This is a genomic window from Ensifer sp. D2-11, from assembly GCF_054161295.1.
On the sequence record NZ_CP096434.1, the window covers coordinates 768090 to 783048 of the forward strand.

Sequence of the window (14959 nt, forward strand, 5' to 3'; positions counted from 1 at the left end):
GGCTCCACTCAAAATGACAGTTGCTCGGGAATTCACATGCTCGTTTACGCCGACGAAAACCTGGAAGTGATACATCGGCGAGGATCGTCGCCCTATCTTCTCGTCACCTTCAACGAGATGGAGATGCAGGCGAACGGCAGCCGCTTCTGGGGACAGCGGTTCTGCGAAAAGGCCGGCATCGCCGCACTCGGCTTCATCAGCCGGCGGCCGAATTGGTTTCCGGCGGCAAGCGTGGTCGCAGCGGTCGAAGCTGCGGCGCCGATCCTTGCGGAAGCGCCGGAACGCATCCTCTACGGCCATTCGCAAGGCGGCTATGCGGCTCTGCGTTATCGCCGGCGCTTTGGCGCAAGCGTCGCCGTCGCCTTTTGCCCCGCAGATTTCGATCGATCCGAAGACCGTACCTTTCGACAACCGCTTCGTCCGCCACTTCGCTCCGGGTCTTCACAAGAACATGGCAATCGCCCCCGACCAGGCGGCCGGGCGCGCCTATCTGTTCTACGACCCCTTCCATGCCGTCGATCGCCGGCACGCGGAGCGGATCGCGGCGATACAGAGCGAGACGCATCTCATCCCCGTGCATATGACCGGTCACGGCACCGTTCGGGCCTTCACCGGAACGGCGCGCGCGCTTTCGCTCATCGAGGCTTGTCGCGCGGACGACCGCGCCGGTTTGCGCGCGCTTGCCCGTTCGGCGCGGATCGGCGCCCCGATGCGCCCCTATCAGATCGCCATCGCGGCGATTGCTCGCCACCCCGCCTGGGCCGACCGGTTCCTTCAACGCTTCGGAGAAGGGTTTTCACCTGTGGAGCGGGTAAACTTTCTTTACCATCGGGCCAACCGCCACATCCGCGACGGCGCACTTGAGATCGCCCGCGACATGCTCGCGGAGGCCGTGGCGCTCCAGCCGGGCAATCTCGGCTTCGCCCGCCGCCTCGAGGAACTCGAAGGCCGCATCGCCCGCACGCGCGCCTCGGAACGGGACGAGGAGCGTGTGCACGACTTTTCTCCCGCACAGTGACATAGCCGGGCCTTGTCTCGCCTCGTTGCGACATTCTTCGCCGCCAACGGACAGCCTTCGCAATGGAAATCCGTTGCAGCCTGAGCGCGTTGCCGGCCAACCGGAGCGCACGGGCGAGATAGAATATCGGCTGGCTGAATCCTACGAAGCGTCGAAGGACGCGAAGACCTGGGCGTTCACGATCCGCAAGGGGGTGACCTTCCATAACGGCAAGGAACTGACGCCCGCCGATGTCGTCGCCACATTCGAGCGTCATGCCGACAAAAATTCGAAATCGGCTGCCCTGCCCTTCGTCCAGGAATTCGAGACCATCAAGGCAGACGGCGACAAGGTCGTCATCACGCTGCGCCAGCCGAACGCCGACATGCCGTTCATCGTCAGCGATTATCATCTTATGATCCAGCCGAACGGCGGCAAGGATGACCCGACGGCCGGCATCGGAACCGGCCCCTACAAAGTCGTCGTCAACGAGCCGGGCGTAAAGCATGTCGGCGAGCGGCAGGACGGCTATTGGGGAGCGGCCGAGCGCGGCCATGCCGACCAGATCGAAATCACCGTCATCAATGACGCAACGGCGCGCACCGCCTCGCTCCAGGCGGGCGGCGTGCACATCATCAATCGCATCGAGCCGAAGATCGTCGCGCTCGTCAAACGCATTCCCGGGGTCACGATCCGCAACGTCCCCGGCAAGGGCCACTATGTCCTGATCGCCCATTGCAACACTGCGCCCTTCGACAACAACGACCTGCGGCTTGCGCTGAAATACGCGGTAGACCGCGAGGAAATGGTGGCGAAGATTCTCGCTGGCTACGGCACTGTCGGCAACGATACGCCGATGATCAATGGCTATCCGCTCTTCGACGACGATATCGAGCAGCGTGTGTTCGATCCGGACAAGGCTAAATTCCACTTCAAGAAATCGGGCCATGACGGTTCGATCCTGCTGCGGACCTCCGACGTCGCCTTCCCAGGGGCAGTCGACGCCGCGCAGCTTTTCCAGGCAAGCGCCGCAAAGTGCGGCATCGACGTCGAGCTGAAGCGCGAGCCCGGTGACGGCTACTGGTCCGACGTCTGGAACAAGCAACCCTTCAGCATGTCTTACTGGACCGGCCGGCCGACGCAGGACCAGGTCTATTCCATCGCCTATCTTTCAAAGGCGGAATGGAACGACACCCGCTTCTTCCGCGAGGATTTCGACAAGCTGATCTTTGCGGCGCGCGGCGAGCTGGACGAGGCGAAGCGCAAGGTTCTCTATCGCGAGGCGGCAATGATCCTGCGCGATGAGGGTGGTGTGATCGCGCCGATGTTCAACAACTATATCGATGCCACCAGCGACAAGGTCGGCGGCTGGGTCGACGATCCGAACGGCGAACTCATGGGCGGACATGCACTGACCAAGTGCTGGCTCGCCGCCTGAGCATGAACCTTGAAGCAGCCGGTGGCCGATGGCCGTCGGCAACCGTTACACGCTTTTCCTGGAAGTGTCCTAGCCGCGGCGGCGATGCAGCGAAAGCCATCCGTCCTCGACGAGGCGAGCCTCGACGTCGCTGTAATGCGACAGCATGATATGCGGCATCTCGGCCGCCGCGGCATGCGCCCCGGTGATGACGGCGACCTCGGCGCCCGCGGATTTGCCCGCGAGCACGCCTGCAGGCGCGTCCTCGAAGACGAGGCAATCTTCGGCACGCACCCCAAGTCTCTGTGCCGCGAGCAGATAGCCCTGCGGGTCGGGCTTCCCGACCGAGACATCCTCACCGGTCACCATGTGGCGCGGCACCGGAATACCGGCCGCCTCGAGCCGGCGCGCGGCGAGTTCGAGCGGCGCCGACGTAACGATCGCCCACCTTTCGGCGGGCAATGTCTTCAGGAAGGCGACGGCGCCCGGAATTTCGACAATCCCCTCGACATCGGCAATCTCCGCCTCGGCAAGAATGCGCGCCTCCTGTTCCGGATCGACCGGCAGGCCCAGCGCGCGGATCGTATCGACGGCTCGCACGCCATGGACGACCTTCATGAGCGCCACGGGGTCTATTCCGTTGCGGAGTGCCCAGGATCCCCAGACCCTTTCAACGACTGCCATCGAGTTGAGTAGCGTGCCGTCCATGTCGAAAAGGAGGGCGGCGAAATTCTTCGTGAAGATTGCGGAAGAGGACGTGTCCAAACCGGGTCCCTTGGATTTCGAGTTCACATGCTTTGCAGGTCGGCACAACTATAGCCTGAGGCGGCGTTGCACAATGCTAAAGCAATTGCTTCCCGCATGCTTATCGCCGCACTGCCGCGGTTGCAGGAACCTGCAATCCATCGAAACCACACATGCGTATGTCGTCGTGAAACGGTCTAGTCATATCCATCCGTGACCAGAAAATCGATCGGGCCTCCCGCCCTGTCGTCATCGAAGACGGCGCAGGAGAGCATGCCGCCGAAGACGGCGCCGGAATCGACATTGGTCCTGTTGCCGACGGTGCGGGGATTGCTTCGGCTCGGCGTATGTCCGTGGCAGACATGCTTGCCCCAAAAGGTACCGGAGTAGTTCGGATCGGTGCGGATCCAGAGGAGAATGTCGTCGCCCTGTTCTTCGAGCGGAATCGTCTCGTCGACGCCCGCATGGACGAAAATGCGATGCCGATCGACGACGAGCGATGGCAGTTCCGCCATCCAGACGAGATGGCTCAACGGAATGGCGCCGCCGTAGGAAGCCATCGTCTCCTCGCCCCCGTTCGTCAGCCATAGGGACATCTCGGCCTGGCCCTTGCGTGCCGCCAGCAGCATGGCCTCGTGATTGCCCTTGAGCGTGATCCATTCCCAGCCCGCCCTGCGCGGCCCGGCCATGATCCGCTCCACGACGCCGCGGCTGTCCGGGCCGCGATCGACGAGGTCGCCGAGGAAGACCACCCTGCCGCCGGCGACGACGGATTCGATGCTGGCCAGCAAGGCTTCGAGTTGTGCGAGGCAACCGTGAATGTCACCGACGGCGAAGGTGAAACGCCGGCTATTCATGAATCGCTTCTCCTTTGCTCGTCCAAGACGGCGCGCTCCTTTCGTCGCTGATATGAATCGGCCATCTGAGGCCGCCCGGGGTGTCCGAGTGCTTTAGCGCATCGTCTTGACAATCGGAACCGATATTCGGAATGCCCGATGCGTAGCAGGAATAGTGGGCTCGGACAGGCACAAGACGGCTTCTTCACTTCATCCCTGTGACGGGCACAGGAATGAGGGCCTCAGGGAGCCCCGCCCAAAGCCTACCGGTGAGAGGATCCCTTCGGAATCGCCGAACTGGTGATCGAGACGGGATCGCTTGCGGGAAACGTATCTTCGAGGCCCTCTTCCAACTGCTCTTCCATGGCGTCCCGGTCATGCGCCTGCCGGGCATTCGCAAGCGCTCCCTCGGGGACCGAAGGAGACCGTTTCGTGCCGGTGATGGCAAGAAGCGTTTCATCCGCCTCGATGGCCGCGGCGAGTATCTCCTTTGCCTGGGAAACGGCATTCAGCCTGTTGAGGCTACCGTCGGCATTCTGCGGACAGGAGACGGAGACGACCTCCCCGTTGGTGCCGACGAATTCGACGGTGAAGCCCGCCTTGCCGCCGCGCTCGGGATGGACCTGAATTCCGGCGATCTGCATCGGATTCTCCTCTGATGTACGCCCCGCCGACTGCGGATGCGGGATCGGCCTGCAGTCTACCAGATTTGGTGAAGGTCGACAGCTCGCCCGTGGGAGAGGCATATCGGAAAATCACAAAACGCCGGGCGCCCATCTCGCTTCCTGCGGGCCGCCGGCGCTTGATGCGGGTTCGCCATTCTGGGCCGCGGGATATCCCGGTGCCGGCTGGTGCTCTTTGTTTGCGGGCCGCGTGCAGGCGGCGAAGGCGTCGAGATCGCGGTTATAGACCCTCGTCTCGACGTCCATCATGCCAAGCACCGTGTGAAACAGGTTGTCGTGCGATTTCGGCTTGTCGGCGTCCTTGGCAAGACAGCCGGCGTCGACGCCCATCGCAGCCTGGTACGGCTTCGAAAACCAGGCGATGAAAGGCACCTGCGTCTGCTCCTTCGGAGCAATCACATAGGGCGCACCGTGGAGATAGAGGCCGTTCTCCCCAAGCGACTCGCCGTGATCCGACATATAGATCATCGCGCCGGCAATGCGGTCCTGATGCTTTTCGAGGAGCCGCGCGACGCTGGCGAGGTTGTGGTCGGTGTAGAGGATCGTATTGTCGTAGGCATTGACCAGTTCCGCGGTAGTGCAACGCATGAGTTCCGGCGTGCGGCAGTCGGGCGTGAAGCGGCGGAACGCCTCGGGATAGCGCAGATAATAGGACGGGCCGTGGCTGCCGAGCTGATGCAGCACGATGACGCTGTTCGAAGTCGCCGCCCCGAGCTTCCGGTCGAGATCGCCGAGGAGGATCTCGTCCAGGCATTCGCCGTTGGTGCAAAGCGGGCTGTTCTTGCGGCCGGTCTGGCTTGCGAAGCTGATGAGATCGGCAATCCCCTTGCTGCCGGTATTGTTGTCCCACCAGCTCACCGAGACACCGGCATGCGTCAGCACATTGACGAGATTTTCGGTCGAGCGCGCCTTCCAGTCGCTATACTGGCTGCGCGGATAGACCGAAAACATGCATGGAAGCGAGACGGCGGTCGCGGTGCCGCAACTCGTCGTGTTGCGGTAGTTGACGACCCCAAGAGCCTTCAATTCAGGATTCGTCTCGCGTTCGTAGCGGTTGAGCGAAAAGTTCATGGCGCGCGCCGTCTCGCCGGCAACGACGACGACGACGACCGGTTTCCCCGCGGCGGCAACGCGCGCGCCCTGATGCGCGTCGGTTCCGAGCGGCCTTACGACCAGATTGCGCTCCCGATAGGTCGAAAGGCCGTAGCGCACGGTGGCGATCAGCGGTCCGGACGGATTGAACCTTTTCATGAGGTCCGTATGTTCGCGCAGCGCGTAGGCCACCGTCGCGAAGTTGGCATAGATGAGGCCTGCGCCGACGAGGAGCGATACGGAGACGAAGGCGAAATTGACCGCGGCCTTGGGCAGGAACCGGCGGTGGCGCACCCTGACCCAGACGATCAGGATCGAAGGGAGGACGGCGTAGACGAGCAGATGCCGCGCAAGGCTGAATGTCAGCAGGTGGCTGGCTTCGGCCTGTGTCGTAACGGCGGCATTGCCGATCATGTCCCGATCTATGATGATGCCGAAGGTGTCGGCAAAATACGCGGCGGTGGCGGACACCAGAATGAGAATGACCAGCGCCGGCTTCATCAGGTACTTGACCGAGAGAGGCGTCAAGATCGCGAAGAGGGCGAGATAGAGTGCCGCCGCGAAGGCAAGCAGGCTCGTCCGGGCGTGAACGAAATAGACGCTGGCATGAGCCCAGAACGAGTTGTTGGTCGCCAGCAGCAGATAGAGAGCGACGATCGCGCTCAGGCTTATACTGCCAATCTCGGGCCGGGGAATCCGCGGGATTTTCAAGCTGCTCACCTCCAAAGACGCGCCCCTTGCATGCACGGTGCGGCGTGACGTTCATGTTCCCTGCACCGTTTGCGATCCAGGGGAGCATGCCCAGTAGCCTGGACGAGCTGTCGGAAAGCTGTCGGGAAACACCGCTGGTAGAGCAGAGCTCCGCACCCGGCAGGGACTTCGCAAGTTGGCACCCCGCAAAAAACGTCCTATGGTCCGCCGTCACCGGCGCCAGAAGACTCAGGCTGCGATCTGCATGCGTTTACTCCTCGTCGAGGACAGTCCTCGCCTCACCGAACTCATCAACGAGACCATGCATGACGCGGGTTGGCGGCTCGACGGCGTTTCGACGCTGCGCGATGCCGAGGCCGCCATTGCCGCGCGCGAGCACGACCTGGTTCTCCTCGATCTCGGCCTTCCCGACGGCGACGGCCTGCAGCTGCTGCAATGGATCCGGCGGGAGCATGTCGGCCTGCCGGTGCTGATCATCACCGCCCGCGGATCGGTCGACGAGCGTATCGCCGGGCTCGACGCCGGCGCCGACGATTATCTCGTCAAGCCGTTTCACCATCGCGAACTTCTGTCTCGCTGCAGGGCGATGCTGAGGCGAAATCCCAATGCTATACAGCCGGTCCTCGAGGCCGGTGCCCTGCGCTATGATCCTGCAACGGCGGAGCTTACCTGCGAGGGCGCCGTTCTGCCTCTTCCTCCGCGCGAGCGCTCTCTGATCGAGATCCTGTTGCGCGAGGTCGGGCGTGTCGTCCCGAAGCGCAGGCTCGAAACGGCGCTTTCGGAATATGGCCAGGAACTGAGCTCGAATGCGCTGGAACTCGCCGTCTCAAGGGTACGCAAGCGACTGCAGTCGGTGGAAACCGGTGTGCAGATCGAAACCGTGCGCGGCATCGGCTATCTGCTGCGGACGGTTTGATGAAGACCTGGAACCCGTCGCTCATCGGCATCGTCGCCCGCCGCGTCATCGCCTTCTCCCTGCTGGCCATGATCCTGCAGATCGGCGTCGTCTTCGCCGACTACTGGTTCGACGATGACGAGCTCAGCGTCCTGATGCTGCAGGAGGAGACAGAAACCCTGTCGACCGCAATCGCGACGCAGGACGGGGATCTGACATTCAAGCCCAATCACGAGCTGAAAGAGCGCTACCTGGAACGCCATGGACCGGGTGCGATCTATGTGAGGGTGCGCACCGCTTCCGGCTCGGTTCTCTTCACCAACTGCTCTGCCGAATGTTCGGAGCATTTTCTTCCGCTCGCCGTCAACGCACCGACTTTCTGGAAGCGGGTGATTGCGCCCGGCAAACCCTTCAGCGTTGCCGGCGGCCAATCGTTCGAACGTCATGGAGAGGTCGTGCTCGTCGAGCTCGCCGTCCTGAAGGACCCCAACGGCTTCATGTACAGCGTTCTGCTTCGGGAAATGTTCGATTCCATGATCGTGCCCATGACGCTGATGTTCTGTCTCGTGATCGGAGCCACGATCTGGTCGATCCGCAGTGCGCTCAAACCGGTGGCAGCAGCGGTGCGGGCGGCCGATGCGATCGATCCGCGCGACGGCAATGCCCGCCTGCCCTCGTCGCACATGCCCGAGGAGATCGAGCGCCTGGTCGCCGCCGTCAACCGTCTCCTGGCGCGCGTTGCAGATCTCATCCAGGCGCAGAAGGTCTTTTCCTCCTCGATCGCCCACGAGATCCGCACACCGGTTTCGATCGCCAAGATGGAACTGAGCCGCATCGACGATCCCCGCGCCCGCAACGCGGAGCGCGACCTGGACGCGCTGACCCATATCCTCGAACAACTGACCTCGCTTGCCCGAGCCGACGCTGTGGACCCCACGGCCTTTCAGCGCGCCGACCTCTCGGCGATCGGGGCGGAGGTCGCGCAGACGACTGCGCCGTTCGTTTTCGACAACGGCAAGTCCATCGAATTCGTAGACCACGGCACGCCGCCGGTGAGCGTGATTGCGCCGCTCATCGAGAACATGCTGCGCAACCTGATCGAAAACGCGGTCAAGCATAATCCACCCAATACCTGCATAGTGCTCACCTGCGGTCCCGGACCTCTGGTGTCTATCGAGGACGACGGCAGGGGTCTCGTCGACCTGCCGGAGCACAATGACGATCTCGGCTATGTCAAGCGCTCCGGCCAACTGGGGCTCGGCCTCAAGATCGTTCACCGAATCGGCGAGCTTCACAAAGCGAGGATCGCGGTCGATACGGTTCCCGGCGGAGGAACGAAAATCATCATCGATTTCGCCTCGGCTGCCTAGGGCCTGTTGAGATCGGATACCCGCGACGACTTGTTTGATTTCCTCATTCCTGTGCTTGTCACGGGAATCCAGCCAGACCAAGTTGTTGGGCTGGATAGGCTCTTCCGGCGCCGCAGACGCGGCGCTGCTGAATCCCTGTGACGAGCACAGGGATGAGGATGAGGAGAGATTGCTGTCCTCCGAACCCTACAGCGCCGCGCGTCTTATGAGATGCGCTAAGGGCTGTTGAGATAGGGCCACCGCCGCCGCTTGTTTGATTTCCTCATTCCTGTGCTTGTCACAGGAACCAGCCAGACCAAGTCCTTGGGCTGAAAGAATGTTTCCCGCGCCGCAGACGCGGCGCTGCTCTCATGCCTGTGACGAGCACAGGGACGAGGATGAGGAGAGATTGCAGTCCTCCGATACGTTTCTGGCCGTGGCAAGACGGTCACCTGATTTCATTCGATCGATTGACTTAGTCGATTGATCGGCGCATTATCGATGCATGATCAAGGACGGAAACCGACCCACTGTGCTCCGAGCCGACCGCGGCGACGCGACACGGGAGAAGCTGCTCAACACGGCCATCGACGTCTTCGGACGCTACGGCTTCGATGGCGCGACCACGCGAAAGCTCGCCGATGCAGCGGGTGTCAATCTCCAGGCGATTCCTTATTATTTCGGCGGCAAGGAAGGGCTTTATGTAGCCGCCGCCGAGCACCTTGCCTCGATCATCGGCGGCCATGTCGGCGACCTGCGGACCATGATCGTCTCCCGTCTTACCGAACTCGACGCCGAAGGCGCTGCGATGACGCCGATGGAGGCGCGGCATTTCCTGACCCAGATGGTCCAGAGGATGATCGCTCTCTTCGTCAGCAAGGAATCGGAAAGCTGGGCACGGTTCATCATTCGCGAGCAGATGGAGCCCACCGAAGCTTTCAAACGCATCTACGGCAGCATCATGGGACCGATGATCGAAATGGCGCGCCGGCTGATCGGCGCGATCCTCGAGGACGACCCGGCCTCGGAGCACATTCGTCTGAGAACTCTCTCCTTCGTCGGAAGCGTTCTGGTGTTTCGAATGGCGCATGCAGCCGTCTATGCCCAGCTCGAATGGGAATCTGCCGGACCGAAGGAGATCGAGACATTGCATCGCCATGCCGCCGAACTCGTGGCGGTGCTCGGTGCCGAGAGGGACCGCCGGTCATGAGGAAGGTCGCCATACTCGTTGCAATCGTCGCCGCAGGTCTCGCCGGTGCCTGGTGGTTCGACCTGCCGGCGCGCCTCGGCTTTGCGGGCGAGCCGCGGCAGGCGGTGCTTTACGGCAATGTGGACATCCGCCAGGTTTCGCTTGGCTTTCGGGTGAGCGGGCGGATCGCTGAGTTGCGCGTCGACGAGGGCGATAGCGTGAAGGCGGGCGACGTGATCGCCAAGCTTGACGCCGAGCCGTTCCGCCAGGCGGTCGGCGCCGCGGAGGCGGAAGCCGAGGTTACCCGGGCGACGCTGGCAAAGCTCAGGGCGGGCGCCCGCGCAGCCGAGATCGCCCAGGCGCGCGCCACGCATGAAGAACGCCTAGCAGAGCTCGAGAATGCGAAGCTCGCCTTTGAACGCGCAAAGCAGCTGCGTCCCAATGGCACGATCTCGCAGGCGGAGCTCGACCAGGCAAATGCCAGCCGTGCAGCGGCGGATGCACGTGCAAGGTCGGCACGCGAGGCCCTGGTGCTTCTCGAAGAGGGAAACCGCGCCGAGGACATAGCGGCGGCAGCGGCCCAGGCGAATGCCGCGACGGCAAAGGCCGAGAGCGCCCGCATCTCGCTCGAGGACACCCAACTTGCCGCCCCGAGCGACGGCGTCATTCTCTCGCGCGTGCGTGAAACCGGCGCGATCGTCTCGCCAGCCGATATCGTCTATGTGCTTTCGCTGACGGAACCGGTCTGGGTCCGCGCCTATGTCGCAGAGCCGGACCTCGGCCGTGTGCATCCGGGAATGAAGGTGACGATCACCTCCGACACCGCGCCCGACCGCATCTATGAGGGAACCGTCGGCTTCATTTCCCCCGTCGCCGAGTTCACGCCCAAATCGGTGGAGACGCCCGAGCTCAGAACCGACCTCGTCTACAGGCTGCGCATCGTGATCGCCAATCCGGGCAAGGATCTTCGCCAGGGCATGCCCGTCACCGTGCACCTGCCGGAAGCGAAGGAGGCTTCCTGATGCCCGCCCCCGCAACGGAGCCCGGCACGGCCCCGTTCGTTCGGCTGACCGGCGTCACCAAGCGGTTCGGTACGGCGCGCCCGGCGCTCGACGCAGTTGCGGGTGAAATCTTCGGCGGACGGGTCACCGGTCTCGTCGGTCCGGACGGCGCAGGCAAAACGACGCTGATCCGGTTGATGACCGGCCTGATGCTGCCGGATGCCGGCACCATAGAAGTGCTCGGCTACGACACCCGCAGGGATCCCGCCAGCATCCAGGCGGCAATCGGCTATATGCCGCAGCGCTTCGGCCTCTATGAAGACCTGTCGGTCCAGGAGAACCTCGACCTCTACGCCGATTTGCGCGGCCTGCCGAAGACAGAGCGCAGCCGGACCTTCGGCGAGTTGCTCGACTTCACCGACCTTGCCCGCTTCACGACGCGGCTTGCCGGCAAGCTCTCCGGCGGCATGAAACAGAAGCTCGGCCTCGCCTGCGCGCTCCTGCGCAAGCCGCGGCTCCTGCTTCTCGACGAGCCCGGCGTCGGCGTCGATCCGATTTCGCGGCGCGACCTCTGGAAGATGGTCGGAAATCTGAGGACGGAGGGCATCGGCGTCGTCTGGTCGACCGCCTATCTCGAGGAGGCGGAAGCCTGCGACGATGTTTTCCTGCTCAATCAGGGGAGCCTCATGTTTTCCGGCCCGCCGGCGGAGATGACCGGCCGCGTCGAGGACCGCGTCTTTCGCCTCTCCGGCATCCGCGGCCGCCGCCGCGAAGCGCTTGCGCGATTCCTCGAAGACGAAGGGGTGGTAGACGGCGTGATCCAGGGCGAAGCCATACGGCTCGTCATGAAGGCGGGTCTTTCGCCGCCGCCGCTCGGCGACACTGCCGATGCGGTTGACGCAGCCGTCACCCCGCCGCGCTTCGAGGACGCTTTCGTCGATATGCTCGGCGGAGGTCCCGGCGGCCGGTCGAGGCTTGCGGAAACGCAGCGGGAGTTCACCGAAGACGCCGGCAGACCCGTGATCGAGGCGCGGGGTCTGACGAAACGCTTCGGCGACTTTACCGCCGCCGCCGACATCACCTTCGATATTCCACGCGGCGAGATTTTCGGCCTCCTCGGCCCGAACGGCGCCGGCAAGTCGACGACGTTCAAAATGCTTTGCGGCCTCCTGAAGCCGAGCTCCGGCGAAGGCCGGGTCGCTGGCTTCGACCTCAGGCGCAACGCCCCCGAGGCGCGCAATCGGCTGGGCTACATGGCGCAGAAATTCTCGCTCTATGGTGATTTGAGCGTCATCCAGAATCTCAATTTCTTCGCGGGCGTCTACGGGCTGTCCGGCGCGAGAAAGCGCGAACGCATCGGTCTGATGAGCGAGATCTTCGACTTCCGCACGATCCTCGACATGTCGGCCAAGGACCTGCCGCTCGGCCTCAAGCAGCGGCTGGCGCTTGCCTGTTCCGTGCTCCACGAACCGGAAGTGCTTTTCCTCGACGAACCGACCTCCGGCGTCGATCCGATCACCCGGCGCGAGTTCTGGACCCATATCAACGGCCTCGTCGAAAAGGGCGTGACCGTGCTCGTCACCACGCATTTCATGGACGAAGCAGAATATTGCGACCGCATCTCACTCATCTATCGCGGCCGCTCGATCGCGCTTGGCTCGCCGGACGACATGAAGGCACGTGTCGCAGGCAAGGACCTCCCCGACCCGACCATGGAGGACGCGTTCATCGCGCTCATTCAGGGCTCCGAGGCGAAGGAGGCTGCATGAAGGCCGAGAGCAAAATGGCGAAAGCGTACGAACCTTCGGGCCGGGCCCGGCGTTTCGCTGCCCTGGTGCGCAAGGAAAGCTATCAGGTCATACGCGATCCGAGCAGTATCCTGATCGCCTTCGTCCTGCCATTGGTCCTCCTCTTCCTCTTCGGTTATGGCGTGTCGCTCGATACGACGCGCACGCGTGTCGCCCTCGTGGTCGAGGAAGCGACCCCGCTCACGCGCGATCTCGCCGCCAGCTTCGAGGCATCGCGCTACTTTTCCGTTGCCACCGGACGCGACCGCAGGGAATTCGAGGACGACCTCGTCCTCGGACGGGTACGCGGCATCCTGGTGATCCCCGCAGGCTTTGCCGCCGAGCACGCGGCGGGGCGCCATCCGTCGGTCCAGGTGATCGTCGACGGATCCGATCCGAACACCGCCAATTTCGTGCAGAACTATGCGCAGGGCGCCGTTGCCAATTGGGAGCGCCAGCGCTTGAGCGAAGGCCGGAGCCCGCCCCCGGCGATCGCCGCCGAACAGCGCTTCTGGTTCAATCCGCAACTAACAAGCCGAAACTTCCTGGTTCCGGGCTCGATCGCCATCGTGATGACGCTGGTCGGCACGCTGCTGACCTCGCTTGTCGTCGCCCGCGAATGGGAGCGCGGCACGATGGAGGCGATGATGGCGACGCCCGTCTCCGCCGCCGAGCTGCTCGCCGGCAAGCTGCTGCCCTACTTCGTCCTCGGCCTCACGTCGATGACGCTTTGCGTCCTTGTGGCGGTCTTTCTCTTCGATGTCCCCTTCCGGGGATCGGTGGCGGCGCTCTACGCCCTTTCGGCGACCTTCCTGATGCCGGCGCTCGGACAGGGGCTGCTGATCTCGGCCGCGACCAAGAACCAGTTTCTCGCTTCGCAACTCGCGCTGATCTCGGCCTTCCTGCCGGCCTTCCTGCTGTCCGGCTTCCTCTTCGAGATCAATTCCATGCCCACCGTCATCCAATGGGTCACCTATGCCGTCCCGGCGCGCTACCTCATACCCAGTCTTCAGACGGTGTTTCTCGCCGGCGATATCTGGCCGATGTTCGCACGCGCGATCGCGGTGATGTTCCTGATCGGCTGCATGTTCTTCGCGCTGGCCGCGCGCAGCACCAGAAAGAGGATCGGCTGACATGTGGTGGACGCGGCTCAAAGCCCTGATCGTCAAGGAGCTGCTCGCGGTCCTGCGCGATCCGAAGGGCCGCACCGTCCTGATCGGCCCGCCGATCATCCAGCTCCTGGTCTTCTCCTATGCGGCGACGCTCGAGGTGACGAACGTCGACCTCATGGTGCTCAATCGTGACAACGGCCACTGGAGCCGGGAACTGGTGCAGCAGATCGGCGGCTCTCCGACCTTTCGCTCGATAGAGCTCGCGAACAGCCCTCACGAGGTCCGCCTCGCGATCGATACCCAGCGTGTCCTCGCCGTAGTGGAGATCGGCCCCGCCTTCTCCCGCGACATCGAGGCGGGGAGACCGGCGGAGGTACAGATGATCCTCGACGGCCGGCGTTCCAACGCATCGCAGATCGTCTCCGGCTATCTCGGCCGCATCGTCGGCGCCGTCGCGGCCGAAACGCCGGCCGGAAAGCGTGCGGCCTCCGAGACGATCCGGGTCGTGGCCCGAAACTGGTTCAATCCGAACCTCACCTATCAATGGTTCATGGTGCCGAACCTGGTCGCGAGCATCGCTCTCCTGATCGGGCTCATCGTCACGGCGCTGTCGGTCGCGCGCGAGCGGGAGCTCGGCACTTTCGACCAGCTCATCGTGTCACCATTGCGCACCCACGAGATCCTGCTCGGCAAGCTCATTCCGCCGATGATGATCGGCCTCTTCCACATCACCATCTATATCCTCGCCGCGGTCTTCATCTTCGGCGTGCCGCTGCGCGGTTCACTGTTCCTGCTCTATGGCAGCGCCATCTTCTATCTCGCCGCCGTCGTCGGTCTCGGTCTCTTCATCTCGGCACTGTCCATGACGCAGCAGCAGGCGATCCTCGGAGCCTTCCTCTTCATGGTGCCGGCCATGCTGCTTTCGGGCTTCGCGACGCCGATCGAAAACATGCCCTCCTGGCTGCAGCCGGTGACGCTCATCAACCCGCTGCGCTATTTCCTGGTGATCGTGAAGGGTGTGTTTCTGAAGGACATTCCGCTAACCGAAGTCGTCCACCAGACACTTCCTCTGTGCCTGATCGCGATCGTCACCCTATCGTCAGCCGCGTGGCTCTTCCGCAGGCGGCTGGAATAGGATGAAACGAT

The 14959-nt window shown here is 63.2% G+C and carries 12 protein-coding genes and 1 pseudogene; 9 read left to right on the forward strand and 4 right to left on the reverse strand.

The window, feature by feature from the left end; all coding sequences use genetic code 11:
* Positions 1-36 precede the first annotated feature (36 nt).
* Positions 37-973 (forward strand): annotated as a pseudogene (locus M1D34_RS20745) (hypothetical protein); the annotation flags it as partial.
* Positions 861-2435 carry an ABC transporter substrate-binding protein gene (locus tag M1D34_RS20750; protein WP_498784137.1) on the forward strand — a complete coding sequence of 525 codons (1575 nt, stop codon included), beginning with the start codon at positions 861-863 and terminating at the stop codon, positions 2433-2435. The pseudogene M1D34_RS20745 and the gene M1D34_RS20750, both read left to right, overlap by 113 nt.
* 69 nt (positions 2436-2504) lie before the next feature.
* Here the strand turns inward: M1D34_RS20750 and M1D34_RS20755 are convergent, their stop codons facing one another.
* From M1D34_RS20755 to M1D34_RS20770, 4 genes are all read right to left on the reverse strand, one after another.
* Positions 2505-3179, reverse strand: coding sequence for an HAD family hydrolase (locus M1D34_RS20755; RefSeq protein ID WP_127666187.1), 675 nt, complete (start codon positions 3177-3179; stop codon positions 2505-2507).
* Between the two features lie 176 nt (positions 3180-3355).
* Positions 3356-4015, reverse strand: coding sequence for a metallophosphoesterase family protein (locus tag M1D34_RS20760; RefSeq protein ID WP_498784139.1), 660 nt, complete (start codon positions 4013-4015; stop codon positions 3356-3358).
* A 242-nt stretch (positions 4016-4257) separates the two neighbouring features.
* A complete protein-coding gene (locus tag M1D34_RS20765; RefSeq protein ID WP_498784141.1) occupies positions 4258-4638 on the reverse strand; it encodes a hypothetical protein in 381 nt (126 codons plus the stop codon).
* 111 nt (positions 4639-4749) lie between these two features.
* A complete protein-coding gene (locus tag M1D34_RS20770) occupies positions 4750-6480 on the reverse strand; it encodes a phosphoethanolamine transferase (RefSeq protein WP_498784143.1) in 1731 nt (576 codons plus the stop codon).
* Between the two features lie 244 nt (positions 6481-6724).
* On the opposite strand from M1D34_RS20770, the gene M1D34_RS20775 reads away from it, so the two are divergent.
* From M1D34_RS20775 to M1D34_RS20805, 7 genes are all read left to right on the forward strand, one after another.
* Positions 6725-7396: a response regulator gene (locus M1D34_RS20775; protein WP_010975726.1), complete on the forward strand. Its 672-nt coding sequence runs from the start codon at positions 6725-6727 to the stop codon at positions 7394-7396.
* Positions 7396-8745, forward strand: coding sequence for a sensor histidine kinase (locus M1D34_RS20780; protein WP_498784146.1), 1350 nt, complete (start codon positions 7396-7398; stop codon positions 8743-8745). The genes M1D34_RS20775 and M1D34_RS20780 overlap by 1 nt, the downstream gene beginning before the upstream one ends.
* Before the next feature lie 484 nt (positions 8746-9229).
* Positions 9230-9934, forward strand: a complete 705-nt coding sequence (locus tag M1D34_RS20785) for a CerR family C-terminal domain-containing protein (RefSeq protein ID WP_498784148.1) — start codon at positions 9230-9232, stop codon at positions 9932-9934.
* Complete coding sequence (gene hlyD / locus M1D34_RS20790) at positions 9931-10935, forward strand: secretion protein HlyD (protein ID WP_498784150.1); 1005 nt, start codon at positions 9931-9933, stop codon at positions 10933-10935. The genes M1D34_RS20785 and hlyD overlap by 4 nt, the downstream gene beginning before the upstream one ends.
* Positions 10935-12683, forward strand: a complete 1749-nt coding sequence (locus M1D34_RS20795; protein WP_498784152.1) for an ATP-binding cassette domain-containing protein — start codon at positions 10935-10937, stop codon at positions 12681-12683. The genes hlyD and M1D34_RS20795 overlap by 1 nt, the downstream gene beginning before the upstream one ends.
* Positions 12680-13834: an ABC transporter permease gene (locus M1D34_RS20800; protein ID WP_498784154.1), complete on the forward strand. Its 1155-nt coding sequence runs from the start codon at positions 12680-12682 to the stop codon at positions 13832-13834. The genes M1D34_RS20795 and M1D34_RS20800 overlap by 4 nt, the downstream gene beginning before the upstream one ends.
* A 1-nt stretch (position 13835) precedes the next feature.
* Entirely contained in the window at positions 13836-14948 is a 1113-nt protein-coding gene (locus tag M1D34_RS20805) for an ABC transporter permease (protein WP_498784156.1), read from the forward strand.
* Positions 14949-14959: the final 11 nt, after the last annotated feature.

Excerpts from the sequence above, each read along its gene's own strand:
- M1D34_RS20760 (WP_498784139.1), bottom strand. The coding sequence starts at position 4,015 with ATGAATAGCCGGCGTTTCACCTTCGCCGTCGGTGACATTCACGGTTGC.
- M1D34_RS20765 (WP_498784141.1), bottom strand. The coding sequence starts at position 4,638 with ATGCAGATCGCCGGAATTCAGGTCCATCCCGAGCGCGGCGGCAAGGCG.
- M1D34_RS20775 (WP_010975726.1), top strand. The coding sequence starts at position 6,725 with ATGCGTTTACTCCTCGTCGAGGACAGTCCTCGCCTCACCGAACTCATC.
- M1D34_RS20780 (WP_498784146.1), top strand. The coding sequence starts at position 7,396 with ATGAAGACCTGGAACCCGTCGCTCATCGGCATCGTCGCCCGCCGCGTC.
- M1D34_RS20785 (WP_498784148.1), top strand. The coding sequence starts at position 9,230 with ATGATCAAGGACGGAAACCGACCCACTGTGCTCCGAGCCGACCGCGGC.
- hlyD (WP_498784150.1), top strand. The coding sequence starts at position 9,931 with ATGAGGAAGGTCGCCATACTCGTTGCAATCGTCGCCGCAGGTCTCGCC.
- M1D34_RS20795 (WP_498784152.1), top strand. The coding sequence starts at position 10,935 with ATGCCCGCCCCCGCAACGGAGCCCGGCACGGCCCCGTTCGTTCGGCTG.
- M1D34_RS20800 (WP_498784154.1), top strand. The coding sequence starts at position 12,680 with ATGAAGGCCGAGAGCAAAATGGCGAAAGCGTACGAACCTTCGGGCCGG.
- M1D34_RS20805 (WP_498784156.1), top strand. The coding sequence starts at position 13,836 with ATGTGGTGGACGCGGCTCAAAGCCCTGATCGTCAAGGAGCTGCTCGCG.